Origin of the sequence: Paractinoplanes durhamensis (assembly GCF_016862175.1) — a bacterium.
In the GTDB taxonomy this organism is placed as follows: domain Bacteria; phylum Actinomycetota; class Actinomycetes; order Mycobacteriales; family Micromonosporaceae; genus Actinoplanes; species Actinoplanes durhamensis.
In genome coordinates, this window is the sequence record NZ_BOML01000018.1 from 29,705 (window position 1) to 54,881 (window position 25,177).

Genomic DNA, 25,177 nt, shown 5'->3' on the forward strand with positions numbered 1-25,177 from the left:
GCGATCCGCGGCAAGGGTCGATAGGGTTGTTCGCATGAGCCACCAGGTGCACTCGTTCGAGCCGCCGGAGCGGTTCGTGGCCGGCACGGTGGGCGAGCCGGGCGACCGGACGTTCTTCCTCCAGGCCCGCGGCGCCGGGCGGGTGATCAGCGTCGCCCTGGAGAAGGTCCAGGTGTCCCTCCTCGCCGAGAAGCTGGAGGAGTTGCTCGTCGAGGCCAACAAGCGTTTCGGCGTCGACCTGCCCGAGGCGCCGATTCTCGCCGTGCACGACAACGAGCCGCTCGACACCCCCGTCGACGAGGAGTTCCGGGTCGGCACGCTGGGCCTCGCCTTCGACGTCGACAGCGGCACCGTGGTCATCGAGGCGATCGAGGCCGGCGAGGCCGAGGTGGAGATCGAGCTCGGCGAGGACGACGACGCCCCCGACACCGATGACGACGACACCGATGACGACGATGACGAAGACGACGACGAGCCCGACGACGACCTCGACCGCCTGCGCGTCCGGCTGAGCCCCGAGGCGACCAGGGCGTTCATCGACCGCGCCCGCCGCGTCGTCGCCGCCGGCCGCCCACCGTGCCCGCTCTGCGGCCAGCCGCTCGACCCGGCCGGCCACCTCTGCCCCCGGCACAACGGCTACCACCGGTGACCACCGAGCCCTCGGCCGCCCTGGCGGAGAGCGAAGCACTGGAGTTGCTCGCCCGCGGGCAGATCGAGATCGAGGGCCGCCTGGTCGACGCGTCCAACACGACGCTGCGCGCCGAGATCACCCTCGACGGCCTGACCCGCCGCTGCGTCTACAAACCGGTCCGCGGCGAACGCCCACTCTGGGATTTCCCCGACGGCACCCTGGCCGGCCGCGAGGTCTCCGCGTTCCTGGTCTCGCAGGCCACGGGCTGGGGCCTGGTCCCGCCGACCATCCTGCGGGACGGTCCGCTCGGCCCCGGGGCCCTCCAACTGTGGATCGACGAGCCGGAGGACGCCGAGTCGCTGATCGGTTTCGTGCCCGCCTACGACGTCCCGCAGGGCTGGATAGCGGTGGCGAACGCCCGCGACGACGACGGCGACGCCTTCGCCCTGGCCCACGCCGACGACCAGCGCCTGGCCCGCCTGGCCGTCTTCGACGCGGTGATCAACAACGCCGACCGCAAGGGCGGCCACGTCCTCTACCCCGCCACGGGTGCGATCCACGGCGTCGACCACGGCGTCAGCTTCCACGTGGAGAACAAACTGCGCACCGTCCTCTGGGGCTGGACCGGCAAGGCCCTGATCGGCGAGGCCACCGACGTCCTGACCAGGCTGTCCACCGACCTCGACGGCCCCCTGGGCAGCACCCTCGAGGAACACCTCACGGTCACCGAGGTCCAGCAGGTCCGCCTGCGGGTCCGCCGCCTGCAACGAGCCGGCCGCTTCCCCAAACCCCCGCAGGACTGGCCGGCGATCCCATGGCCTCCGGTCTGAAATTCAAAGACTCTATAAATACGAGGGCCCGACGAGTCCCCGCCGCTGCGCCCCGCTGAGTGCCACTCGTTCTCCTCACGCCACACCGGGCGGGCCCGGCCCCAAAGCAGGCGGCTGACGCCGCCGACCCACCGGGCCGCGAACCATTTGGGCCGAGAACCACCGGGCCGTCGCCGCCGAAGGCGCTGGGCTGCCACCGCGCAGCCGTCGAAAATGGGCGGCTGCGTCCGCCGATGGGCCGTTACCCTCGCCGGGTGCCCGCACCGACATTGCTGTTCATCATCGGCCCGCCCGCCGTCGGGAAGGCGGCCGTCGGCCACGAGATCGCCGAACGCACCGGGTTCCCGCTGTTCCACAACCACATGACGATCGAGCCGGTGCTGCGCTTCTTCGAGTTCGGCAGCCCGCCGTTCGCCCGCCTGGTCGAGGGTTTCCGCAGCGCCCTGTTCGAGGAGGTGGCCGCCAGCGAGCTCCCCGGCATGATCTTCACCTACGTCTGGGCGTTCGACCTGCCGGCCTGCGACGAGTCGGTGGACCGCTACGCAAAGGCGTTCCGCGCGGCCGGGGCCCGGATCCTCTACGTCGAGCTGGAGACGACGCAGGAGGAGAGGTTGCGCCGCAACGAACACGAGTGGCGCCTGGCCGAGAAACCATCGAAACGCGACGTAACCCGCTCCCGAGAACTCCTGCTGGAGTTGGACGCCGGCCACCGCCTCAACTCCACCGACGAGTTCACCGGAAACCCCGACTACCTCCGCGTGGACAACACCGACCTGCCCCCGGCCGAGACCGCCGAGCGGGTGATCACCCACTTCGAGCTGCCCCGCCACACCCCCGCTCCGGTGGCCGGCCCGTCAGAGTGAATCGCGACGAGTAGGCGCTCCAGCTCCGGCCGCCGCGAACGGCGGCCGGAGGCCGCCTATACCGGCGGCTGGGCGGTTTGCCGAGGGCGGACCCGCAGGCTGATCACGGCGGTGACCAGCAGCAGAACGGCCGCGATCGCCAGGCTCGCCCGTGCCCCGGGCAGGAACGTGGCCGAGCCGGCGATCAGGGAACCGAACACGGCGATGGCGACCGCGCCGCCGACCTGGCGGAACGTGTTGAAGACGGCGCTGGCGGTGCCGGCCTGGGCCGGGTCGACCCCGTCGAGGACCACCGAGGTGACCGCGGGCATGGCCAGCGAGCCACCGGCCCCGATCGGAATGACGCACAGCGCGACCAGCGGCACCGACCGCAGATGCACGGTGGCGAGCAGCGCGGCCAGGCCGAGCACCATCATCAGCTGCCCGCCGACGACCGGCAGCCGCGCCCCGAACCGGTTGGTGAGCAGCCCACTGCTCAGGTTGCCGATGATCGCGAAGACCGCGGACGGGATGTAGACGAGCCCGGCCCGCAGCGGCGACAGCCCGAGGTACTGCTGCAGAAAGAGGCTGGTGACGAAGACGTTGCCGTAGTTCCCGACCATGAAGGCGAACCCGACCGAGAGCGCGATCCGAAAGCCCGCCGACCGGAACAGTCCGAGCGGCATCATCGGATGCGCCACCCGGGCCTGCACGAGGACGAACGCAACGACCGCGGCCGCGGCGACCACGAGGGTGGCGACGACCGCCGGCGAGCCGAACCCGAGGTGCCCGCCTTCGATCAGCCCGTAGACGAGCCCGGCCAGCGCGACGACGGCGAGGACCTGCCCGGCCCAGTCGAAGCGGGCCGGCCGGACGGGCGAGCGGGCCACCCCGACCAGGAACAGCACCATGCCGACGCCGACCGGCAGGTTGATGGTGAACACCAGCCGCCAGTCCACGGTGGTGAGCAGGCCGCCGAGCGGCTGGCCGACCAGCCCGGCAACCGCCCCGCCGACGGCCCACACCCCGAGGGCCCGCGCCCGCCGCCCGCTGTCCGGAAAGGCTTCCCGAATGAGCGCCATCGAGGCCGGCAGCATGACCGCGGCCCCGGCCCCTTGAACGCAGCGGGCGGCGACGAGCGCACCGATGCCGGGAGCGGCCGCGCACGCCGCCGACGCGAGCGTGAACACGACGATCCCCAGGATCAGCGCTTTCTTCGCCCCGACCCGGTCGGCCAGGTTCCCGGCGAACAGGAGAAGCGAGGCGAACAACAGCGTGTAGCCGTCGATGGTCCACTGCTGCCCGGTGACACCGCCGCCGAGATCCCGGGTGATGTTGGGCAGCGCGACGTTGACGATCGAGATGTCGAGCGTGATGAGGAAGAACCCCAGCGAGCCGACCGCCAGGACGGTACGGGCATGCGGCGCATCGGGCATGAACTCATCCAACCGCGCCCCGCCGGAGGTCCGGCAGGGCGCGCCTGTCGGGGGGACAATCTCCACCCCTCTCGCGCCGGGCCGGTGACGTAGCGTCATCGGTATGGACAACCGCGCCGAGATCCGGGAGTTCCGCACCACGAGGCGCGCGAAGATCACGCCGGAGCAGGCCGACCGATCGTAGGAGCGAACACGATGCAGAAGCGCACCCTCGGTGCCCGCGGGCTGGAGGTCTCCGCCCTCGGCCTGGGCTGTATGACGATGACCGGCGGCTACGGCGGCGCACCCGAGCGTCCCGAGATGATCGCCCTCCTCCGGGCCGCGGTGGAGCAGGGCGTCACCCTCTTCGACACCGCCGAGATCTACGGGCCGCACGCCAATGAGGAACTGGTCGGCGAGGCGCTCGAGCCGTTCCGCGATCAGGTCGTCATCGCGACCAAGTTCGCCGCCGAGATCGACCCGGAGCAGCGGACGAACACCGGTCGCCTGCTGCGCCCCGAAGGCTTGGCCCGGGTTGTCGAGGGCTCGCTGCGGCGGCTGCGGGTCGAGGCGATCGACCTCTACTACCAGCACCGGATCAACCCCGACGTGCCGATCGAGGAGTTCGCCGGCGTCGTGAACGGGCTCATCGAGGCCGGCAAGGTCAAGCATTACGGTCTGTCCGAGGCGGCGGCCGGCACGATCCGCCGGGCCCACGCGGTGCAGCCGGTGACCGCCGTGCAGAGCGAGTACTCGCTGTGGTGGCGCCGGCCCGAGGAGGAGGTCCTCGACGTGTGCGCGGAGCTGGGCATCGGCTTCGTGCCCTTCAGCCCGCTCGGCAAGGGCTTCCTCACCGGCACGGTCACCGCAACGACCACCTTCGCCGAGGGCACCGACCTCCGCGCGCAGATCCCGCGCTTCGCGGCCGAGGCGCTGTCGCACAACATGGCGATGGTCGACGAGGTCACCGCGATCGCCGCGACCCACGATGCCACCCCCGGCCAGGTCGCGCTCGCCTGGCTGCTGGCCCGGAAACCGTGGATCGTGCCGATCCCGGGCACGACCAAGCCGCACCGGCTCCGGGAGAACCTCGGCGCGGCGGACGTCGAGCTGTCCGGCGACGATCTGCACCGGTTGACCGCATTGTCGGACAAGATCGAGATCCAGGGCGGCCGGTACCCCGACTTCCTGGAGGCCCAGACCAACCTCTGACCGGGTTTGTGTCCGTGAGGTAAACCTCACGGCTTCGATTTCTGTCATAACTGCTCGATAGGCTCGTGACCATGGACGCATGGACCGGGCACGACGTGCCGACTCTGCCGGGGGCGGCGCCGGCGCCGCGGCTGTTCGACTCGGCCCGGCGGGCGGTGTCGCCGACCGCGCCGGGGGAGACCGCGACGATGTATGTCTGCGGCATCACCCCCTATGACGCCACCCATCTGGGTCATGCGGCCACGATGATCACGTTCGACCTGGTCAACCGGGCCTGGCGCGATGCCGGGTTCGACGTCCGCTACGTGCAGAACGTGACCGACATCGACGACCCGCTGCTCGAGCGGGCCGCCCGCGACGGGGAGGACTGGGTGGTCCTCGCGATGCGGGAGACCGCTCTCTTCCGCGAGGACATGGAGGCTCTGCGGATCATCCCGCCGGCCCACTACGTGGGGGCGGTCGAGTCCATCCCGGCCATCGCCGAGCACGTGCGCGAGCTGGTGGCCGCGGGGTCGGCCTACACGCTCGACGACGGCACCGGCGACGTCTACTTCACGATCGCGGCGGCGCCGCGGTTCGGCTACGAGTCCAACCTCGGCCGGGACGAGATGACCGTGCTCTCCGCCGAGCGCGGCGGTGACCCGGAGCGGGCCGGCAAGCGTGACCCGCTCGACCCGCTGCTGTGGCGCGGCGCCCGCGACGGCGAGCCGGCCTGGGACGGCGGCGATCTCGGCCCGGGCCGCCCCGGCTGGCACATCGAGTGCGCGACCATCGCGCTCGGCCTGCTCGGCGACACCATCGACGTGCAGGGCGGCGGCAACGACCTGCTCTACCCGCACCACGAGTGTTCGGCCGCGCACGCCGAGACGCTGACCGGCGCGGAGCCGTTCGCCGCGCACTACGTGCACGCCGGCATGATCGGCCTCGACGGCGAGAAGATGTCGAAGTCCAAGGGCAACCTGGTCTTCGTGTCCCGGCTGCGCGGCGACGGCGTCGACCCGATGGCGGTGCGCCTCGGCCTGCTGTCCGGGCACTACCGGGCCGACCGGGAGTGGACCGACGACGTGCTGAAGTCCGGTGCGGAGCGGCTGGCCCGCTGGCGGGCCGCGGCCGTCGCGCCGACCGGCCCGTCCGGCGAGGGCCTGCTGGCCGCCGTCCGGGAGAGCCTCGGCAACGACCTGGACACTCCGGCGGTGCTGGCGGTCGTCGACGCCTGGTGCGAGGCGGCGCTGACCGCCACCGGCGACGACGAATCGTCGCCGGCGCTGATGTCGCGCACGGTGGACGCGTTGCTGGGCATTCGCCTCTGACAACTGCTGTTCCCGAAGGACCCAACTGGTTCAGCTGGTTGCTCCGTCGGGTTGATGCCGTCTGTCCGGCCAGATGCCGCCCGACCGGACGCGCCGGGTCGCCGAGCGCCATCCGGAAAACCGCCTTCGCGATCATTCACGGGGGATGGTCGTAGCCGTAGCCGTAGCCGTAGCCGTAGCCGTAGCCGTAGCCGTAGCCGTAGCCGTAGCCGTAGCCGTAGTCGGCGTGAGGCCGGTCGGTCAGCCCGATTTCCTTGATAGCGGTCTACGCGACGCGGGTCAGGACGTCGATTTTCTTGATGTCGGGGCCTCGGGTGTGCGACGAGACCTCGATTTCCTGGATCTCGGCCTCATGTTGCGACGAGACCTCGATTTCCTGGATCTCGGCCTCATGTTGCGACGGTGAGGCCCCAACTTCCGCGAAGTCGGCAGCCTGGCCGCTGCCTTCCGGCCGATCATCGAGTAACAGCCTGACCTGCGGGACGTTCGGCCGGACCTGGTGAACAGTTACGAAGGGCGGTCGCGTGTCGCGGTCGCCCTTCGGCGTGTCGCGATCGGCGGCCCGAAAAATGGCGCCAGCACCGCAGCGTGCCCACTTCGGTAGCGCTCCGAAACGGCATTACTGCAGCTAGAGAGCTTGGCACTGTAGCTCTGACCGCAACGCTCCGAGGGCTTTTGGGAAATAACTAGGCTTTCGTCGGACTTTTCAGAAAACGGCCACATTTTCCCGGCAGAAAGGTCAAACTTTTCGCAGTCCTAATTTCGCTCGAAGGGAACCAACATGCGTCGTCCGGGTATGTACCTCGCTGGCCTGCTCCTGGCCACCGGCGCGAGCCTTGCTCTCGCGGGACCCGCCTCCGCCGCGTCCTCCCACAACCACCACGGCAAGTGCAGCCACCACCACAGCAGCAGCTACCACGACTACGATTTCGATGACGAGGGTGACGACTTCCTGTTCCTGGACAACTCGAACACGCAGGAGTTCAACTTCCTCAGCAACATCGGCATCGGCGTGCTGGGTACCGGCATCGGCCGTCTCTGACAACATTCGTCGGTAGCAGGAGCCTTGTTGCACTCCAGCACTGACAACTGAGACCCGAGGAGCCCACTGGGCCCCTCGGGTCTTCGCCGTTCCAGGCCCCGGACGGAAGGCTCGGACGGAAGGCTCGGACGGAAGGCTCGGACGCCGGCGAGTTCCACCGGATGCGCTGGGTCGCGCCCGGCGAGATCGACCCGGCACGGTGCGACCCGCACCTCCCGCGATTCCTGCGCAAGCTGCTCAGGTGAGGGTCAGGCCCGGGCCGGGGTCGGGGGTGGGGACCGGGGCCGGGATGCGGTATTCCTCGGTGAGCGTGGTCATCGGGCCCGGCCAGGTCGCCTGGGCCACCTCGATCGGCTTGCGGGTCTCGTCGAAGGCCACGTGCAGCAGGTGCAGCACCGGGGTGTCCGGGCGGATCTGCAGGATCTCGGCCTCGTCGCGACTGGGTTGCCGGGCGCTGATCGTGTCGGTGGCCGACGCGTAGCGTTTGCCGAGGACATCCTCGGCCTCCTGGTAGAGCGGGCGGCCGAACGCCTCGGCCCGCTCCAGCGAGGTGCCGGACACGTCCGCCACCCGGAACCACGACGCGCCCACCTCGACGGTGGCGTCGTCGGTGCGCACGAGGTGCCGGCGGGCCAGCATCTCGGTGCCGTCGCGCACCCCGAACGCGTCCGCCACCTCCGGGGGAGCGGGTTCGCGGGCGACCGACACCAGCTGCTGCCGATAGCGGGCGGCCAGGTCGGCGTGGTAACCGCGATGGGCGCCGTAGCGGCCGCGGGACAGCCGGTTGAGACGGCGGCGGGTGCCGCGGACGTACGTACCGGATCCGGGCTTGGTGATCAGGATGCCCTCGACCCGCAGCTGATCGACGGTGCGCTGCACGGTCTGCTTGGCCACGCCGAACATCTCCGCCATCGCCGGGATGGACGGGAGGCGCTCGCCGGGCTGCCAGTCACCGCGGCGGATGCGCTCGCGCAGCTGCGAGGCGATCTGGCGGTGCGGGAACTCCGCCGCCCCTGGATTGATCGTCATGCCGACCTCCGAACCCTAGGTTCCTAGGATGCCCCGAAGGGGTGTGTCCGGGGTCGCGACACGCCGAAAAGGCCGTGACCCCGGAGGGCCACGGCCAAAGAAGCCGGGGAAAGCAGCTACCAGGAGCCGGCGGTGGGGCCGGCCGAGCCGCCGCGGCGGCGGAGGTACTTCTCGAACTCGCTGGCGATCTCGTCGCCGGTCAGCGGCTGGATGCCCTCGTCGCCGACCCGCTCCTCCAGCTCGCGAACGTATTCGCCGAGCTCGGCGTCCTGCTCGGCGGCGACCCGGACGCGCTTCTCCCATTCGTCGGCCTCCTCGGCCAGGTCGGCCATCGGGACCGGCAGGTCGAGAACGTCCTCCAGGCGGCTGAGCAGGGCGAGCGTCGCCTTCGGGCAGGGCGGGTTGTTGGCGTAGTGCGGGACGTGCACCCAGAAGCTCACCGCCTCGAGGTCGGCGCGGCCGGCCGCCTCGTGCAGCACACCGACGATGCCGGTCGGGCCGTCGTACCGGGTCGGCGCCACCTTGTACTTGTCGGCGATGTCGGTGTCGGTGGCCGAGCCGCTGATCGGCAGCGGGCGGGTGTAGGGCACGTCGGCGAGCAGGGCGCCGAGCAGCACGATCCGCTCGACCTCCAGGCTGTGGCAGAGCTCGAGGACCTGCTCGCAGAAGGTGCGCCAGCGCATGCTCGGCTCGATGCCGCGGATCAGCACCACATCGCGGTCGGCGCCCTCGGGGCTGGCCACCATGAAGCGGGTGGTCGGCCACTCGATCTTCCGGGTCTCGCCCTCGGCCATCGTTATGGTCGGGCGGCTCACTTGGAAGTCGTAGAAGTCCTCCGGATCGATCGCGGAGATCTCCCGTGCCTGCCACACCTGCTCGAGGTGTTCCACGGCCGCGGTGGAAGCATCCGCAGCATCGTTCCAGCCCTCGAAGGCGGCGATGGCTACGGGGTTGCGAAGGACCGGGAGGCCGTCGAACTCAGTCATAGGTGACAGCCTACGTGCGGTGCGTGTGCGGCACTCATCGGCCGCGCCGCGCTCGCCGCGCCCGGCCCACTACAGAGAGCCGAATCACAGCATGCATAAAAGCGACAAAAAACCGCAAAATCCAATCAAAGACCCGGCTTGAGTACGGCTGCGCAGCGGAGGTTTCGGTAACGCCCCTGGTAGTCCAACCCGTAGCCGACGATCAGGCCGGGGCCGACGTCGAAGCCGACGTGCGTGGGGGTGTCGGCGAAGCGTGCCGTGTCCGGCTTACGGAGCAGCGCGCAGACCGCGATCGATCGGGGCGCGCGCTGGGCAAGATTGCTGATCAGCCAGCTCATCGTGAGGCCGGTGTCGATGACGCCATCGACGATGATCACGTCGCGACCGGAAATGTCGACCTCGAGGTCCTTCCGGAGGCGCACCGAGCCGGAGGCGCGGTTGCGGGTCGCGTACGACTTGATCGCCATCCAGGCGATCTCGGCCTGGGCGGGATAGGCGCGGGCCAGATCAACCGTGAAGGTGGCGGCCCCGCCCAGCACACCGATCATCACCGGAGTCGCGTCGGCATAGCGTTCGTGCAGCTCAGCGGCGAGCGCGGCGACTCGGGCGAGGATCTGCTCCTCGGTGAGGATCACCGTTTCCAGATCGTCTGCCACGTGGCCGGCATCCACCGTGTGTGCCCTCCCGAGGCCGACGAGATTTGTCGTTGTGAAGATCCTGCCACGGTGCGGCAAACGGGAAATGGACCAGGTTGGTGGCTTTCGTGTTCGCTTCAGGGTCCGGTAAGGTCCGCGCGTCCGACTGTTCATCTTCTCGGCACCTTGGTGGAGTTGCTGCATGGCGCAACGGGTCTCGCTCGGCGAAATTCGGTCCCGCACCTATAAGACGCGGGACGCGTGGTGGACAGTGTGGCTGGTCGACCCGCTGGCCTCGCGGCTGGTGTGGCTGGTCGCGCCGTGGCGGTGGGTCACCCCCAACCTGCTCACGTCGGCGGCGTTCGTCATCGGGATCGGCTCGGCCGCCGCGTTCTGGCAGGGCAGCTACGGCTGGCTGCTGGTCGGGGCGCTGCTGTTCCACCTGAGCTTCGTGCTCGACTGCATGGACGGCAAGATCGCCCGGCTGAACGGGACCGGGTCGGTGTTCGGGGCGTGGCTCGACTACGTCTTCGACCGGCTGCGGGTGGCCGCGTGCGCGGTCGGCCTGTTCGGCGGGCAGTACGAACGGACCCACGACTTCGTCTACGTGTGGCTCGCCGGCCTGGTGCTCTTCCTCGACATGTTCCGCTACCTGAACGCCCTGCAGATGGGCAAGGTCAAGACGGAGATGAAGACGAACCTGGCGGAGCTGCACGGCCCCGCGCTCGTCGTCGAGGAGACCGCGGAGGAGCTCACCGCGCCCGAGGACGACACCGTCGACATGTACAGCGACTTCAAGAACCGCTTCGGGTTGTTCATGACGATCCGCAACGCGCTGATCCGGCAGCGGATCCGGGCGCACGTGATCAGCGGCATCGAGTTCATGATGTTCGTGTTCATCATCGGCCCGGTGGTGAACTGGATCATCGGGACGACGCTCATCTCGGCGGTGCTGCTGGCCGGCTTCGAGCTGCTGCTGATCTACAAGCTGTGGACGGCGACGCGGACGTACGAGCGCAAGATGGCCGTGATCCCGGCGCAGGCCGGGGAGCCGGTGGACGTCGTCTCGGTCTGAGTCACAGCACGTGGTCCATCAGGGCCACGTCGGTCAGCACCGAGTAACCGCTCTTCGCGTACAGCTCGATGGCCCGGACGTTGGTGGTCTCCGTCTGCAGTGACAGCCGGTGCGCGCCGGACGTCCGGGCGTCGTGCGCGATCAACTCCAGCAGAGCCTTGGCGACGCCCTTCTGGCGCGCCTGCGGCGCGACGTAGAGATCACGCACGAGCCAGGCGGTGCGCAGGGTGAGGGCGGCGGGTACGACCGCGATCGAGCAGATGCCGTACGCCTCGGCCGCGGTCCCGGCGACGTAGATCCTGGTCCGGGACGACATCACCTGTTCGAGCATCCACTCGGCGACCGCCTCCGGGGCCGGGTTGGCGCCGTAGTACTGCCGGTACTCGTCGAAGAGTGCGGCGGCGTCGCCGAAGAGGGTGTCGTCGGTGGCCGTGAGCCGGTGCACCGTCTCCGTGGCCATCGCCGTCATACCGTCATAATCCCGTTGAGACCGACAAATCGTTGTATAAACCCGCATAATGCAACTGTGGCGCACATCGACCAAGTCCTCGGACCGGCCGACGACACCGTGACGTTCTTCCAGCCCCGGGCCATGGTCTACGTGACCATGCTGTGGGTGATCGCGGCCGTGTGGGTGGTCAGCCTCGGCCTGCACATCCTCGTCCGGCTAGCGGTCGGCGACACCCTCTCCGGCGACGACGTGGTCACCTACCTGGAGATAGCGCTGATCGTCCCGGTCGTGACGGCCGCCGGCATCCTGCTGATGGCGTGGAAGCGGCTGGGCTGGCTGCACAGCTCGATGCACGGCCTCGACTTCGCCGCCACCGGCCGCAAGCCGGTGCACCTGCCCTGGGCCGGCGTGGCCACGGTCGCGCTGCGGCACCGGGGCCCGTTCACCGAGCTGGTCGTCACCCCGGTCGCCCCGGATTTCGCCACGCCCGGTGACGGCCCGGGCCGCGCGCCCCGGATGCGCAAGCGCGGCGGCGAGGTCTCCTACCTGGTCGACGTCGGCCTGATGTCGCCGGGCCCGGACGTACTCCTGGCCGAGCTGCACCGCCGGCTGCCGACCAAGGTCTGAGCCCTTGACAGCCGCGCCAGGCTGACAGCGTGGCGGACTTCAGGCTCTCCCGATGATCCACTCGGTGCCGGTCCGGGCGGGGGCGGCCGGCTGCGAGACGGTCCAGCGGGCCGCGGCGCCGGCGCTGCGCGGGCACGTGCTCGGCTACGGCGGCTTCCGCTCGGCGGACGGCCGGGCCATCGCGCACCGGCTGCTGCCGATCAGCGTGGCCGCGTTGATCGTCGACTTCGCCGGCGGACGAGCGGTCGTCACCGGGCCGCGCGCGGCGACGACCACCGACGGGCCGACCACCTGGGGGCACGGCGTCACCGTGGGGCTGACCCCGGCCGGGGTGCACGCGCTGCTCGGGGTCCCGATGCGGGAGCTGGTCGGCGCGACCCTCACCCTCGACGACCTGCCGGGCGCGCATGCTGCGGAGCTGCCCGAGCGGTTGGCGCAGGCCCCGGATCGGAGCAGCCGGTTCCGTCTGCTCGACGAACTGCTGGCGGCCCGGCTCGGCTCCGGGAGGGCCGGCGGCGACGGGACTGCGACCGGCGGCGCAGGCGTGGCCGGTGCGGCCTGGCGGCGACTCCAACAGTCCGGCGGGCGGCTGCGGATCGGGGAGCTGGCGGCCGAGCTCGGCGTCGGGCGGCGCGGGCTGGAGCGCGACTTCCGCGGCTCGTTCGGGCTGTCGCCGGGTGCCGTGGGCCGGATCGCGCGGTTCCAGCGGGCGCTGCGGCTGATCGGCGACGGCGTCGGGCTGGCCGAGGTCGCGGCCGCCGGCGGCTACGCCGACCAGCCGCACCTGACCAGGGAGACCCGGGCCATGGCCGGGGTCACGCCGGGGGAACTGCGCGCAATTGTTCAAGACCGGCCGCGATCGGCTGTCTAGCCTTCGAGGGCATGACGCTCAACGGGAAGACGGCGGTAGTCACGGGCGGGTCGCGGGGGATCGGGCGGGCCATCGTCGAGCGGCTCGCGGCGGCGGGGGCCGAGGTGGTGTTCACCTACGCGCACCAGGAGCCGGCCGATCCGGTGCCGGGCACCGTGGGGGTGCGGGCCGACCAGGCCGACCTGGGCAATCTGGCGGCGATCTTCGACCGGGTCGCGGGCGGGCTGGACATCCTGGTGAACAACGCCGGGACGGTGTCGCAGACGACGATCGCCGACCTGACCGTGGCCGAGATCGACCGGGTCTTCACGGTCAACTTCCGGTTCCCGTTGCTGGCCATCCAGGCGGCCGTGCCGCTGCTGCGCGACGGCGGCCGGATCGTCAACATCTCCACGCTCAACACGGTGGCGGCCGGGCCGGGGCTGTCGCTCTACTGTGCCAGCAAGGCGGCGCTGGAGCAGGTCGCCGCGGTCGCGGCCAAGGAGCTCGGCCCGCGCGGGATCACCGTCAACACGGTGTCGCCGGGCGCCACCGACACCGAGATGCTGCGCTCGGTCAACTCCGCCGAGGGCCTCGCCCGGGCCGCCGAACTCACCGCGCTGGGCCGGCTCGGCACGCCCGCCGACATCGCGGCCGTCGTCGCGTTCCTGGTGTCGGCGGACGGCGGCTGGGTGACCGGCCAGAACATCCGGGCCACCGGCGGGCTGGACTTCTAGTGCCGGTCGCCCGAAACCGCCCTAGCTCACCTCGAGCTCGGTGACCTGCAGCAGTGGGAGGCCGCCGGCCCTGGTGCCGGTCACCGTGACGATTGCCTCGAACGCGTCGTCCTCGGTCACGTCGCCGACCAGCGGGCCGCGCAGCACCACCCGGGTGGCGGTCGGCGAATCGGCGGAGTGCACGTAGGCGATCACGTCGTCGGCGTCGGCGGTGACGGCCTCGCCCAGGAGGGAGAACTTCTTGCCCTTCGCCGCGGCCGGGTCGGTGGCCAGGGCGGACAGCTCGCGGGCGGTGATCGGCGGCTCGGCCGGGGGCGTGGTCGCGTCGGCGACCGCCGGGTTGACCGTCACCGTGGTGCCGGTCGGCCGGGCCCGATCGGCCTCGGCGACCGCGGGATCGGCCGGGTTGACGATGTTGGACAGGACGAAGACGCCGATCGTGATCCAGGCCGCGGAGATGAGGAGGCCGGCCAGGGCCATGCCGCGGCCCTCACCGGTGCGGTCCGAGCGGCGCAGGGCGAGGAACGAGACGATCAGGCCGAACGGGCCGCCGAGGATGCTGAGCACGAGTCCGATCGGCGCCAGTGGATTGCCCTTGAACTGATCGTCATCCATGCGCCCGATGGTGGCAGCACCCCGCCACCCGGCGGCCCGGGACGGCCTTGACCCCGCGCCTGGCCGGCTGCTGGGGCGGGTGCGGCCCGAGTGCGGTCGGGGGCTTTTCAGCGAGCGTATCCCTGAAGTGGTTTTCCGAAAGTGACAGCTACGCCGGGGGAGTAGAGCACGCTGATCGGCGGGCCGGTGGGGGTTGGCAGGCCGGCTGCGCTGATCAGGTCGTCGTCGAGGTCGATCAGCTCGGCGCGGCGCAGTGGCCAGCGTGGATGTTCGTTGGGCAGGTGGATCGTGCGGCCCCAGGCGTGGGTGTGCAGGCCCCAGCGAGCCGTCAGGAAGTGTTCGAGCGGGGTGGGTTCGGGGATCTCCTCGCCGATGCGGACGGTGAGGCTGCTGCTCGCCCCGCGCGGTCCTGGCCAGCGGCGTTTCGACGTGTACGTGAGGATTTCGCCGTCCCGTTTCAGGCGCATTCGGGCCCACATGTACGGCAGGCGCAGCCAGGCACGGGCGGTGAGGACCGGTAGCAGGCGCTCGGCGTCGAGGGAGCGGAAGACGACCGCGCGGTGACCGTTTTCGTCCACGCTGTACAGACGCACGTTGGTCTCGCAGAACGTGCCGAGATAGGGCACGCCGGGCGTCCGCAGGAAGCCGACGCCGGCCATCCGGAACGCGATCAGCCCGACGTAGGTGACGCCGTCGAAAAGGTCGGGGGAGGTGCCCGGTGGGAGCAGCGGCGCGACCGTCGCCGGATCGGCCGGCCAGTGCAGGAAGGTCAGGTCGAGCCAGCGCTGACCCAGGATCGGGCGGCCGACCGGGCGGGTCGTCTCGGGCGTGACCTGCTCGACGTTCATGGTCGGAACCTACGCGGTGCTCAGCCGAGATCCCACAGCAACCGGTAGTAGGCGATGCGTTCCCGGTCGGCGGCGATGCCGTAGGTGTCGAAGAACAGGTCCTCCCAGCCGTCGCCGTAGTTCCAGCTCAGGCTCCACGAGCCGACGGCGAGGTCGGCCCAGCGGTCGGCGACCCCCATGGTGGCCATGTCGACGTGTGCCCGCCAGCGGCCGTCGTCGCCGATCAGGGTGTTGGGGGCGCACGGGTCGCCGTGGCAGACGACCAGGCGGTCGATCGGGGGTGGGGTTGCGGCTCGGCGCCAGGCCGCGCCGTTGCCGGGGTTGCGGTCGGCCCCGGCCAGGCGGCGTTCGACGCTCCAGTCGAAAGGGCATTCCTTGACGGGTACGCCGTGGTGCAGCTCGCGCAGTCCGTCGGCGATGGCCTTGACCGCGGTCGCCGGGTGCGCTTTCCAGTGCCGGTCGACGGCGGACCGGGCGTCGATCGCCTTGGTGACGAGCCAGGCGCCGGTGTCGTCCTGGCCGGCGCTGACCACCTCCGGGACCGGGGTCCAGCGGGCGGCCCACGCCAGTCGGCCGGCCTCCTGGGCAAGCGGCAGGTTCACCCCTTTCGGGGCGAATTTGACAAAATAGTCGTCATCGATGCGGTATGTCAGGCCGCCGACCACATTTCGCCAGATCGGGGTGAGGCGGCGGCCGGCGGCGATCGCGGTCACCGCGGCGGGCACGTCGATGTCGGTACCGAAGTCCGTCTCCGGAGGCTGCACGGGCGTCAACTCTGCCACTTGCGTCACACGGCAGCCCGGAGACCCGCCCGGGCGGGAAGAATTGGCGGCGATGAACTCACAACATCCCGCTGCGGTGCTCTTCGACATGGACGGCACGCTGGTGGACAGCGAGAAGGTCTGGGAGATCGCGCTGCACGAACTGGCCGCGTGGGCGGGTGGCGAACTCTCGCCGCAGGCCCGGGCGGCGATGGTCGGCGGCAGCATGGCGTCGAGCATGCGGATCTTCCGGGAGGACCTCGGTCAGCCCGACCGTCCCGAGGAACCCGACGTCAAGTGGCTGACGTCGCGGGTCTTCACCCTGTTCCGCGAGGGCCTCGTCTGGCGGCCCGGCGCGGCCGAGCTGCTCCGCGCGGTCAAGAAGGCCGGCCTGCCCACCGCCCTGGTCACCTCCACCGGCCGGGTCCTGGTCGAGTCGGCGCTGGACACCCTGGGCCGGGAGAACTTCGACGTCGTCGTCTGCGGCGACGAGGTCACCATGCCCAAGCCCGACCCGGAGCCGTATCGGACGGCCGCCGCCCTGCTGGGCGTGCCGATCGAACGGTGCGTCGCGATCGAGGACTCGCCGACCGGCGTGGCCAGCGCGCTCGCCTCCGGGGCGGCCGTGCTGGCCGTGCCGGCCGAGCTGGAGCTTCCGCCGACGGACGGGGTCCACCTGCGCCGATCGCTGGTCGGCGTGGACCCCGCCTATCTGGCGTCACTGCTGATCAGTCATGAGCTATTGCGGCCAGGACGTTGAGCCGGGCCGCCTTGATCGACGGCAGTACCGCGGCCAGCACCCCGACCAGGGCGGCCAGCACCAGGTAGGTGCCCATCCCGCCCCACGGCAGGACCAGCTGGTCGATGCCGTCGTCCTTCAGCGCCCGGACGACGGCCGCGCCCAGGCCGGACCCGACCGCCACCCCGAGCAGCGCCCCGAAGACCGAGATGACCACGGCCTCGACCGTCACCATCCGCATCGTCTGGCCGCGGCTGAGGCCCACCGCCCGCAGCAGGCCCAGCTCCCGGGTGCGTTCCAGCACCGACAGCGCCAGGGTGTTGACCACGCCCAGCACCGCGATCAGGATCGCCAGCGCCAGCAGCACCTGCACCATCGTGATGATCGTGTCGAGGTCGGCCAGCTGATCCTGGATGAACGTGGTGCGGTCGGTCGCGCTCACCTCGGGACTGTCCGCGACCAGCGCCTTGATCGCCGGGAGCACCTGGTCGACGGTGGTGCCGTCGGTCAGCCGGACGAACCCGAACACCGGCTGCGGGATGCCGAAGTCCTTGGCCGCGGCGAACGGGACCTGATAGCCGCCGACCATCGCGTCCTCGTCGTACGACTCGGTGATCGTGTAGCGGCGCTCGTCGCCGTGCGACAGCTGGACACTCACCGTGTCGCCGACCTTCCAGCCCTTCTCGGTGAGCTGCTGCGTGCTGACCGCCATCTGATCGTCCTTCAGCGGGCTGAGTTGCAGTCCGCCGAACGCGTCGCCGAGGACGGCCAGGTCCTTGGTGGCGGTGACGTACGTCAGCTCGCCGTTGATCTTGGCCTGGTCCTGCCAGATGCCGGCGGCGCCGCGGACGCCGGCGATCTGCGCGGTCTTGTCGATGACCGCCGGGTCGAACGTCGGCGGGCGCGGCCCGTTCTGATCGCCGCCGATGATCACCTGCGCCCGGATCGTGTCCTCGGCCTGCGCGGCCAGGCTCTTCTTGGCCGAGTCCATCACCACCGTCACTCCGGTGACCAGAGCGATGCCGACCATCAGGGCGGCCGCCGTGATTGCCGTGCGGCGCGGGTTGCGGCCCGAGTTGAGCCGGCCCAGCCGGCCCGGCACCGACCAGGAGAACAGCCGGCCGAGCAGCGCCACCACCGGGCGGGAGATCAGCGGGGTGAGCAGCGCGATGCCGATGAAACAGACCAGCACGCCGCCGAGGATCAGCCACAGGCCGCCCGAGCCGTAGAGGCCGATCGCCAGCAGCGTGCCGCCGGTCGCGCCGACGACCGCACCCGCGACGCTGACCTTGGTGAGCGGCCGGTCCGGGGTGGCCACGTCCTGCATGGCCGCGACCGGGGAGATCCGCGACGCGCGCAACGCCGGCAGCAGAGCCGCGACCACGGTCACCAGCACGCCGACCAGCAGCGAGCTGACCACGGCGGACAGCGGCACCCCGACGGTGGCCATCTCGAAGCCGTCGTTGAGCGAGGCGAAGAACTGACCCAGTGCGGCCCCCACACCGACCCCGGCCCCGAGCCCGAGCAGCGCCGCGACCAGGCCGATCACCACCGCCTCGAGCAGCACCGAGCCGATCACCTGGCGGCGGCTCGCGCCGAGCGCCCGCATCATCGCCAGCTCCTTGGTCCGCTGCGCGATGATGATCGAGAACGTGTTGAGGATCAGGAAGATCCCGACGAACAGGGCGACGCTCGCGAAGCCCAGCAGGATCTTGTTGAAGAAGCCGAGGAACTCCTTGAGCCCGGCCGCGTTGTCCTCGGCCAGTTGGTCGCCGGTCTTCACGTCGTAACCGGCGCCGATCGTCGCGGCGATCCGGTCCCGCAGCTGCTCCGGGGTGACGCCGTCGGCGGCCTTGACGTTGATCATGTTGAACTCGCCGGTGCGGCCGATCATCAACTTCTGGGCGACCGGCTCGGTGAAGGCGACCTCCTGGGAACCGCCGATCGAGTCCTTGTCGCCGGCGTAGCCCCAGATGCCGACCAGGGTGAACATCTTCTTCGGCTCCAGGGTGAGCACCCCCACCTTGTCGCCGATCTTGAGCTTGCCCTGCTTGGCGATCAGCGCGTTCACCGCGATCTCGTCGTCCGCCGTCGGGCCGCGGCCCTCGCGCAGCTGCAGCAGGTCGTCGGTGCCGACCCAGTTCTCGCCGAGCCGGGGCGGGCCGGTGCCGGCCAGCACCTTGCCGTCCGAGCCGATCACCCGGGCGCCATCGGAGTTGACCACACCGGTGGCACTCTTGACTCCTTGGACATTTCGGACTTGCTGGACTGCTGCCGCCGGCAGGGTCGAGGCGACCTGCTCACCCTCCATCTCCGAGACCTCGATCTTGGGCTTGGCCGACACCCCCACGTCGGTGCCCTCGAACGCGGTCGCGAACAGCTGGTCGAACGAGCGCCCGAGCGTGTCGGTCACCACGAACGCGCCGGCCACGAACATCACGCCGAGAACCACGGCCAGGCCGGACAGCACCAGGCGTAGCTTGCGGCCGAGCAGGCTCTTCAGCGTTGCGCGCAGCATCAGACCAGCACCTCCCCGGACTTCATCGCCTCGAGGACGGTCTCCGGGGTCGGGTTGGCCAGCTCGTGCACGATCGCGCCGTCGGCCAGGAAGATCACCCGATCGGTGTAGCTGGCCGCGACCGGGTCGTGCGTCACCATCACGATGGTCTGCCCGTGCTCGCGCACGCTGTCCCGCAGGAACGACAGCACCTCGGCGCCCGACTTCGAGTCCAGGTTGCCGGTCGGCTCGTCCGCGAAGATCACGTCCGGGCGGCTGATCAGTGCCCGCGCGCACGCCACCCGCTGCTGCTGGCCGCCGGAGAGCTGGGCCGGCCGGTGCTTGAGCCGGTCCTGCAGGCCCACCGTCTCGATCACCGTGTCCCACCACTGCGGGTCCGGCTTGCGGCCGGCGATGTCCAGCGGCAGCCGGATGTTCTCCGCCGCGGTCAGCGTCGGCAGCAGGTTGAACTGCTGGAAGATGAAGCCCACCCGGTCGCGGCGCAGCTTGGTCATCGCCTTGTCGTTCAGCCCGGTCACCTCGGTGCCGCCGATGTGCACCGTGCCGCGGGTGACCGTGTCCAGCCCCGCCAGGCAGTGCATCAGCGTCGACTTGCCGCTGCCGGACGGACCCATGATCGCGGTGAACCGCCCTCGCCCGAAGGTCGCACTCACCCCGCGGAGCGCGACGACCTGCGCCTCCGCTTTCCCGTAGACCTTCCACACCTCTTCGGCGCGCGCCGCCATCGGCTCCGGCGCCTGTGTCCCGGTCATCTCGTCCTGCCCCCTCGACGTGCGGCTCCGCCCCCGTTTGGCCGGGCCGTCCGATCCCCACTTGGTCTGTTGGTCCGGCCGGGCTTTCGCCCGGCCGGCAGGAATCAGTCTTTCGGCGCGGCGGGCGCGAAACGTCCGCCCACAGTCGGAGCCGGACGCGAGATTTCGGTACGGGGTGAACCCGAGCCGGTGTCAGGGACGACCCTGAGATGTCATCAGTGACGCCTAGCTGACGCTTGACTGACGTCACCGATGACGTCATAGTGGTGACATGGACCTGACGCCGTACCTCGAGACCCTCCGGGCCGACCTCGCCGCCGCCGCGGCACCGGGCGGCCCGGAGACCACTCGCGCGGCCGAGTTGCTCGGCCACTCGCTGGAGGCATCCGCCCGGCTCGCGCTGCTCGAGGCGCTCTCCGACGCGGCCGCCGAGATCACCACCCGGCTCAGCGACGCCACCGTCGAGGTGCGGCTGCGCGGCCGCGACGCCGACCTGGTGGTCACCCGCACCACCCCCGAGCAGTCCGAGACGCCGCCGGCCCCGCCGATCAGCGACGCCGGCGACCTCACCCGGCTCACCCTGCGGATGGCCGAGTCGCTCAAGACGCACGTCGAGGAGCTGGCCGCCGCCGAGGGCGTCTCGGTCAACGCGTGGCTGGTCCGCGCGGTGACCTCGGCGCTGACCTCCCGCAACCAGCCGCCGTCCGGCCGGGCCGAGCGGTCCCCGAAGCGGATGACCGGCTACTTCCAGGCCTGATCCCCCTTCGTTTCTTTTTGAGGCCTTCGTTTCTTTTTGAGGAGAGACCATGTACGAGTTCGACCACGCCGCACCCGTCACCCTCGTCCTGCGCGCCCAGGGCGGCCTCGTCGAGGTCATCGCCGAGGAACGCCTCCATATCGAGGTGGACGTCCAGCCGCTGGACAGCAGCGACGCCGGCCGGGAGGCGGCCGAGAAGACCCGCGTCGAGCTGGAGGACGACACGCTGATCGTGCAGACCCCCGGCAGCGAGCACTGGCTCTGGCGCCGCACCCCGAAACTCTGGATCAGGGCCCGGGTGCCGATCGGCAGCGCCCTGCATGCCAAGAGCTCGGCCGCCGACCTGCGGGCCGCCGGCGTCTGGTCCTCGGCCCAGATCAACGTGGCCTCCGCCGACGTCGACGTGGCCGAGGTGACCGGCGACGCCCACCTCGACGCGGCCAGCGGCGACATCGTGATCGGCCGGGTCGGTGGCGCCCTGGTCGCGAAAAGCGCGTCCGGCGCCCTGCGCATCGGTGACGTCACCGGTGACGTCAACGCGCAGACCGCGAGCGGCAACATCCGCACCGGAGCCCTCGAATCCGGCGTCCGGGCCGGCTCGGCGAGCGGCGACATCGAGATCGGCCGGCTCCGCCAGGGCAAGGCATCGGTCAAGACGGCGTCGGGTGACGTCCAGGTCGGCGTGGCCCCCGGTTCGGGCGTCTGGATGGACCTGAACACGGCCTCCGGCCGCTCGACGAGCGACCTGACCGCCACCGGCGACATCCCCCCGACCGGCACCACGGCGTCCTTGGAGCTGAAGATCCGCACCGCCAGCGGCAACATCCACGTCCACCGCACCACCGAGACCGCAAAGGCCGCCTGATGCTCCCCGGTTCCCGTTTCGCCCTCGAGTCCCGAGCCCACGCCATCCGCCACCGCCTGCTGCCGGCCTCCACACGCGCAGCCGCGATGACCCCGCCGGAGTGGCCCCGGAGCCGAGGCCCCACCCCAAACCCACGACGTCGCTGACCGCAAGCCCGGTGGCTACCGCCACCGGGCATCGCGGCGCCCGGCCGGCGTGCCGTGCTGGCAGGGCCAGGCGGGCCGATCTTGTCGAATTTGCGTTCGCCCGTGGCGTGAAGTCAACAAGATCGACTGTCGTCGCTCGCCTTCAGGCGGACACCGGGCGATCTTGTCGAGTCTGGAGGTTTATGGGGTACCAACTCTCCAAGATCGCGGAGAGGGGTGGGAGCACGGAGGATAGGCAGGCGCGGTGGCCGAGCAGGCACGGAGGGTGGCAGCGGGCGACGTGGAAGGTGGCGGTGTGGGCGAGAGCGGCACCGCGGGGTGGAAACGCAGGTGGGGTCAGCTGCCCGGCTTGACCAGGCCGGTTTCGTAGGCGAGGACCACCGCCTGGGTGCGGTCGCGCAGGCGGAGCTTCGTGAGGACGTGGCCCACGTGCGTCTTGATGGTGGTTTCGCTCACCTGCAGGGCCACCGCGATCTCGGCGTTCGAGTGGCCGCGGGCCAGGTGGACCAGGACCTCGCGCTCGCGGTCGGTCAGCGCGTCCAGCTTCGACGTGGTGGTGGTCTCGGGGGCGGGCAGCGCCTCGGCCACCCGGGCCAGGATGCGGGCCAGCACCATCGGGGTGATCACCGCGCCGCCCGCCGCGACCGCCCGCACGGCCGCGATCACCTCGCCGGGCGGGGCGTCCTTGCGCAGGAAGCCGCCCGCGCCGGCCGTGATGGCGCCGAGCACCTCCTCGTCGCTGTCGTGCGCGGTCAGGATCAGCACCCGCACCGGGAGGCCGGCCTGCGTCACCGCCCGCGCGACGGCGTGCCCGTCGAGCCGCGGCAGCGGGATCTCGGTGATCAGCACATCGGGCAGCAGCCGCCGGGCCAGCTCGACCGCCTCGGCGCCGTCCCCGGTCTCACCCACCACAACGATCTCGGGCGCCAGCGAACCGTCCGCGCCGTCGCCGGCCCAGCCGTCGCCGTCCGCGCGACCGCCGCCCGCGCCACGGCCGGCCGTGTCACCGCCGCCATCCGGGCCGCCGCCATCTGGGCCGCCGCCGTCCGGGCCGCCGCCGTCCGGGCCGCCTACCTCCGCGCGGCCGCTGCGCGCGCGGTCGCGGCCGGTGCCCGATCCGGCTGCGAGGACCATGCGCAGGCCGGATCGGTGCATCGGTGCCGGGTCGACCAGCAGCACGCGCAGTGGCCTGGCCCTACTGTCGCTCACCCCGCCGAACCCACCCTCCGCACTCACACCGATCCGCCGCGGTCTCGCCCCGCGGCCGGCCCTCGGTGGGTGGCGGGCGGTCAGGGGCGAATGCGCTTGGGCGTCACCCTAGGCGATCGTCGTCGGCGGGGGTCAGGTCGATGCGGACCACCGGCGCGGTCGGGAACGGGGGCGGGGTGCCGCCGAACTCGGGGCACAGGGCCTGGTGGCTGCACCAACCGCACAGCCGGCTCGGTTTGGGGCGGAAATCCTGGGTGCGTTTGGCCAGCTCGATCGCCTGGGACAGGGCGACCAGGGTGCGCTCGAAACGCTCCAGTTCCTCGGCGTCGGGGCTGTAGTCGCAGACCTCCGCATCCTTCAGGTAGAGCAGGCGCAGCACGCGGGGGACCACGCCGCGGGTGCGCCAGAGGACCAGGGCGTAGAACTTCAGCTGGAACAGGGCGCGGCCCTCGAACGCCTCGCGCGGGGCGCCGCCGGTCTTGTAGTCGACCACCCGCAGGTCGCCGGCGGGGGAGACGTCGAGGCGGTCGATGTAACCCCGGATCAGCAGCTCGTCGTCGACCAGGGTGGACACCAGGGCCTCGCGCTCGGCGGGCTCCAGGCGCTGCGGGTCCTCCACCGCGAAGTAGCCCTGCAGCAGGTCGGTGGCGCCGGCCAGGAACGTGGCCAGGCGGGTCGCCTCGTCGCCGGCGCCCACCGGGCCGGTCGCGTCGGCCTCGGCGATCAGGGCGGCCTGGTCGGTCACCGCGGGGCGCGGGGCGGCGGGCGCGGCGAAGATGTCGAGCAGGGCCGGCTCGGCCTCCAGCAGCGCGGCCCAGGCCGGCTCGACCAGGGCGGCCGCGGCCTCCGGCGTACGCGAAAGAGCCGGCAGGTCGAAAAGGCGCTCCAGGACCGCGTGGACCAGGGTGCCGCGGGCCTGGTCGGCGGTGGGCTGCTCGGGCAGTTTGTCGATGGTGCGGAAGCGGAACAGCAGGGGGCAGGTCTTGAAATCGGCCGCCCGCGACGGCGACAGCGAGGGACCCGTGGGGGTGCCGCCGGGCGGGGGTGAGGAGACCGTCTGTGCCGTCATGAGAGAGAGGCTAGGGCAGGGGTACGACGAAAACGCGGCGCCTCCGTAGCATCGACCGGGTGGAGCAGCAGGAGAGCACCCCGCAGCGGCGTCCGGGCCGCGCCGCCCGGCCGGTCGGCCACGTGCTGCGCATCCCGATCTACATGAACGGGTCGATGCTGCTGCTCGCGGCGCTCGTCACGGTGGTCTACGGCAACTGGGTCCGCGCCGAGCTCGACCTGCCCGACCCGGTGGGCTACCTGGTCGGCCTGGCCTTCGTGGTCTGCCTGCTCGGCTCGGTGCTGCTGCACGAGCTGGGCCACGCGCTGACCGCCCGCCGCTACCGCATCGGGGTCCGCGGCATCACCCTCGAGCTGCTCGGCGGGTGGACCGAGATGGACCGCGACGCCCCCACACCGAAGGTCGACGCCCTGGTCAGCCTGGCCGGCCCGGCGGTGTCGCTGGTGCTCGGCGGGCTCGCCACCGCGGCCACCCTGGCGCTGCCCGACCGCACCCTGGCCGACCAGGTGGCGTTCCAGCTGGCCGCCAGCAACCTGCTGGTCGCGCTCTTCAACGTGCTGCCGGGCCTGCCGCTGGACGGTGGCCGGGCGCTGCGGGCCGGGCTGTGGGCGCTGATCCGGGACCGTAACCGGGCCACCGAGGCGGCCGCCTGGTCCGGCCGGATCATCGCGTTCGTCTGCCTGGTGGCGGCGATCTGGCTCTACCGGGCCGAGTTCGTCACGCTGTTCGGGCTGGCGTTCGTCATCCTGGTCGTCTTCACCCTGTGGCAGGGCGCCGGCCAGTCGATCCGGCTGGCCCGGATGACCCGCCGGTTCCCCCTGGTCGACCTGGCCACGATGGCCCGCCCGCTGCTGACCGTGCCGGCCGGCACCCCGCTCGGCGAGGCCCAGCGGCGCCGCTCCGAGGACCCGAGACCGAACGTGGTGCTGGCCGTCACCGACTCGGCCGGTAATCTCACCGCACTGGTCGACCCGGTCGCCGCCGAGCGGGTTCCGGTCGACCGTCGCCCGTGGGTGGCCGTGGACTCCGTGTCCCGCTCCCGCGACGCGGTGCCCGCGCTGCCGCTCGGGCTCAGCGGCGAGCAGGTGGTGCGCGCTCTGCAGGCCCAGCCGGCCGGGCAGTACGTGGTCACCTCGGGCGAGGACGTGGTGGGTGTGCTCCGGGTCGGCGATGTCGCCGAGGTGCTGGAGCCGCGCCGGCCACGCACCCCACGAGGCATGAAGTAG

The 25,177-nt window shown here is 71.2% G+C and carries 26 protein-coding genes; 14 read left to right on the forward strand and 12 right to left on the reverse strand.

The annotated features are described in order from the left end of the window. Positions 1–34 precede the first annotated feature (34 nt). From Adu01nite_RS09480 to Adu01nite_RS09490, 3 genes are all read left to right on the forward strand, one after another. Positions 35–649: a DUF3090 domain-containing protein gene (locus tag Adu01nite_RS09480; RefSeq protein ID WP_203726196.1), complete on the forward strand. Its 615-nt coding sequence runs from the start codon at positions 35–37 to the stop codon at positions 647–649. Continuing rightward, the gene (locus Adu01nite_RS09485) at positions 646–1,461 is read left to right on the forward strand and encodes an SCO1664 family protein (protein ID WP_203726197.1); all 816 of its coding nucleotides are present in this window, start codon (positions 646–648) and stop codon (positions 1,459–1,461) included. Before Adu01nite_RS09480 ends, Adu01nite_RS09485 begins: the two co-directional genes overlap by 4 nt. 254 nt (positions 1,462–1,715) lie before the next feature. Continuing rightward, the gene (locus Adu01nite_RS09490) at positions 1,716–2,324 is read left to right on the forward strand and encodes a DEAD/DEAH box helicase family protein (protein WP_203726198.1); all 609 of its coding nucleotides are present in this window, start codon (positions 1,716–1,718) and stop codon (positions 2,322–2,324) included. Between the two features lie 56 nt (positions 2,325–2,380). On the opposite strand, the gene Adu01nite_RS09495 is transcribed toward Adu01nite_RS09490, so the two are convergent. Further along, a complete protein-coding gene (locus Adu01nite_RS09495; RefSeq protein ID WP_203726199.1) occupies positions 2,381–3,739 on the reverse strand; it encodes an MFS transporter in 1,359 nt (452 codons plus the stop codon). Between the two features lie 195 nt (positions 3,740–3,934). Between Adu01nite_RS09495 and Adu01nite_RS09500 the strand changes: the two genes are divergently transcribed. From Adu01nite_RS09500 to Adu01nite_RS09510, 3 genes are all read left to right on the forward strand, one after another. Then, positions 3,935–4,930 carry an aldo/keto reductase gene (locus Adu01nite_RS09500; protein WP_203726200.1) on the forward strand — a complete coding sequence of 332 codons (996 nt, stop codon included), beginning with the start codon at positions 3,935–3,937 and terminating at the stop codon, positions 4,928–4,930. A gap of 71 nt (positions 4,931–5,001) precedes the next feature. Further along, positions 5,002–6,240 carry a cysteine--1-D-myo-inosityl 2-amino-2-deoxy-alpha-D-glucopyranoside ligase gene (gene mshC / locus Adu01nite_RS09505; RefSeq protein WP_203726201.1) on the forward strand — a complete coding sequence of 413 codons (1,239 nt, stop codon included), beginning with the start codon at positions 5,002–5,004 and terminating at the stop codon, positions 6,238–6,240. A gap of 781 nt (positions 6,241–7,021) precedes the next feature. Next, a complete protein-coding gene (locus Adu01nite_RS09510; protein ID WP_203726202.1) occupies positions 7,022–7,282 on the forward strand; it encodes a hypothetical protein in 261 nt (86 codons plus the stop codon). Positions 7,283–7,519: 237 nt separating this feature from the next. On the opposite strand, the gene Adu01nite_RS09515 is transcribed toward Adu01nite_RS09510, so the two are convergent. The 3 genes from Adu01nite_RS09515 to hpt form a co-directional block, all read right to left on the reverse strand. After that, complete coding sequence (locus Adu01nite_RS09515; RefSeq protein WP_203726203.1) at positions 7,520–8,311, reverse strand: GntR family transcriptional regulator; 792 nt, start codon at positions 8,309–8,311, stop codon at positions 7,520–7,522. A 116-nt stretch (positions 8,312–8,427) separates the two neighbouring features. After that, a complete protein-coding gene (locus Adu01nite_RS09520) occupies positions 8,428–9,297 on the reverse strand; it encodes a PAC2 family protein (protein ID WP_203726204.1) in 870 nt (289 codons plus the stop codon). Positions 9,298–9,422: 125 nt separating this feature from the next. Continuing rightward, entirely contained in the window at positions 9,423–9,953 is a 531-nt protein-coding gene (gene hpt / locus Adu01nite_RS09525; RefSeq protein ID WP_239132262.1) for a hypoxanthine phosphoribosyltransferase, read from the reverse strand. 181 nt (positions 9,954–10,134) lie between these two features. Between hpt and Adu01nite_RS09530 the strand changes: the two genes are divergently transcribed. Next, entirely contained in the window at positions 10,135–11,007 is an 873-nt protein-coding gene (locus Adu01nite_RS09530; protein WP_203726205.1) for a CDP-alcohol phosphatidyltransferase family protein, read from the forward strand. Position 11,008: 1 nt separating this feature from the next. Here Adu01nite_RS09530 and Adu01nite_RS09535 read toward each other — a convergent pair whose 3' ends face one another. After that, complete coding sequence (locus Adu01nite_RS09535; protein ID WP_203726206.1) at positions 11,009–11,476, reverse strand: GNAT family N-acetyltransferase; 468 nt, start codon at positions 11,474–11,476, stop codon at positions 11,009–11,011. 57 nt (positions 11,477–11,533) lie between these two features. On the opposite strand from Adu01nite_RS09535, the gene Adu01nite_RS09540 reads away from it, so the two are divergent. From Adu01nite_RS09540 to Adu01nite_RS09550, 3 genes are read left to right on the forward strand one after another with little or no spacing between them, the layout of a single operon-like run. Then, complete coding sequence (locus Adu01nite_RS09540) at positions 11,534–12,085, forward strand: hypothetical protein (protein ID WP_203726207.1); 552 nt, start codon at positions 11,534–11,536, stop codon at positions 12,083–12,085. Between the two features lie 52 nt (positions 12,086–12,137). Next, entirely contained in the window at positions 12,138–12,956 is an 819-nt protein-coding gene (locus Adu01nite_RS09545; protein WP_203726208.1) for an AraC family transcriptional regulator, read from the forward strand. A gap of 11 nt (positions 12,957–12,967) precedes the next feature. Further along, the gene (locus Adu01nite_RS09550) at positions 12,968–13,672 is read left to right on the forward strand and encodes an SDR family NAD(P)-dependent oxidoreductase (RefSeq protein WP_203726209.1); all 705 of its coding nucleotides are present in this window, start codon (positions 12,968–12,970) and stop codon (positions 13,670–13,672) included. A 21-nt stretch (positions 13,673–13,693) separates the two neighbouring features. Here Adu01nite_RS09550 and Adu01nite_RS09555 read toward each other — a convergent pair whose 3' ends face one another. The 3 genes from Adu01nite_RS09555 to Adu01nite_RS09565 all read right to left on the reverse strand — a co-directional run bounded on the left by Adu01nite_RS09555 (position 13,694) and on the right by Adu01nite_RS09565 (position 15,899). Next, positions 13,694–14,287: a DUF4190 domain-containing protein gene (locus Adu01nite_RS09555; protein WP_203726210.1), complete on the reverse strand. Its 594-nt coding sequence runs from the start codon at positions 14,285–14,287 to the stop codon at positions 13,694–13,696. A gap of 107 nt (positions 14,288–14,394) precedes the next feature. After that, positions 14,395–15,135 carry a YqjF family protein gene (locus tag Adu01nite_RS09560; RefSeq protein ID WP_203726211.1) on the reverse strand — a complete coding sequence of 247 codons (741 nt, stop codon included), beginning with the start codon at positions 15,133–15,135 and terminating at the stop codon, positions 14,395–14,397. A 20-nt stretch (positions 15,136–15,155) separates the two neighbouring features. Further along, on the reverse strand, positions 15,156–15,899 hold the full coding sequence (locus tag Adu01nite_RS09565) for an aminoglycoside 3'-phosphotransferase (protein WP_239132263.1): 744 nt from the start codon (positions 15,897–15,899) through the stop codon (positions 15,156–15,158). Positions 15,900–15,969: 70 nt separating this feature from the next. Between Adu01nite_RS09565 and Adu01nite_RS09570 the strand changes: the two genes are divergently transcribed. Beyond that, positions 15,970–16,656, forward strand: a complete 687-nt coding sequence (locus Adu01nite_RS09570; RefSeq protein WP_203726212.1) for an HAD family hydrolase — start codon at positions 15,970–15,972, stop codon at positions 16,654–16,656. Here Adu01nite_RS09570 and Adu01nite_RS09575 read toward each other — a convergent pair. After that, positions 16,625–19,153 carry an ABC transporter permease gene (locus Adu01nite_RS09575; RefSeq protein ID WP_203726213.1) on the reverse strand — a complete coding sequence of 843 codons (2,529 nt, stop codon included), beginning with the start codon at positions 19,151–19,153 and terminating at the stop codon, positions 16,625–16,627. The two genes, Adu01nite_RS09570 and Adu01nite_RS09575, sit on opposite strands and share 32 nt — an antisense overlap. After that, on the reverse strand, positions 19,153–19,905 hold the full coding sequence (locus tag Adu01nite_RS09580) for an ABC transporter ATP-binding protein (protein ID WP_203726214.1): 753 nt from the start codon (positions 19,903–19,905) through the stop codon (positions 19,153–19,155). The genes Adu01nite_RS09575 and Adu01nite_RS09580 overlap by 1 nt, the downstream gene beginning before the upstream one ends. A 271-nt stretch (positions 19,906–20,176) precedes the next feature. Between Adu01nite_RS09580 and Adu01nite_RS09585 the strand changes: the two genes are divergently transcribed. Then, entirely contained in the window at positions 20,177–20,662 is a 486-nt protein-coding gene (locus Adu01nite_RS09585; RefSeq protein WP_203726215.1) for a hypothetical protein, read from the forward strand. A 49-nt stretch (positions 20,663–20,711) separates the two neighbouring features. Beyond that, the gene (locus Adu01nite_RS09590) at positions 20,712–21,527 is read left to right on the forward strand and encodes a DUF4097 family beta strand repeat-containing protein (protein WP_203726216.1); all 816 of its coding nucleotides are present in this window, start codon (positions 20,712–20,714) and stop codon (positions 21,525–21,527) included. Positions 21,528–22,009: 482 nt separating this feature from the next. On the opposite strand, the gene Adu01nite_RS09595 is transcribed toward Adu01nite_RS09590, so the two are convergent. Together Adu01nite_RS09595 and Adu01nite_RS09600 are read right to left on the reverse strand one after the other, a co-directional pair. Next, positions 22,010–22,603: a LuxR C-terminal-related transcriptional regulator gene (locus Adu01nite_RS09595; protein ID WP_379138889.1), complete on the reverse strand. Its 594-nt coding sequence runs from the start codon at positions 22,601–22,603 to the stop codon at positions 22,010–22,012. 382 nt (positions 22,604–22,985) lie between these two features. After that, positions 22,986–23,951, reverse strand: coding sequence for a RecB family exonuclease (locus Adu01nite_RS09600; protein WP_203726217.1), 966 nt, complete (start codon positions 23,949–23,951; stop codon positions 22,986–22,988). 59 nt (positions 23,952–24,010) lie between these two features. Here Adu01nite_RS09600 and Adu01nite_RS09605 point away from each other — a divergent pair, with 59 nt between their 5' ends. Beyond that, the gene (locus tag Adu01nite_RS09605) at positions 24,011–25,177 is read left to right on the forward strand and encodes a site-2 protease family protein (protein ID WP_203726218.1); all 1,167 of its coding nucleotides are present in this window, start codon (positions 24,011–24,013) and stop codon (positions 25,175–25,177) included.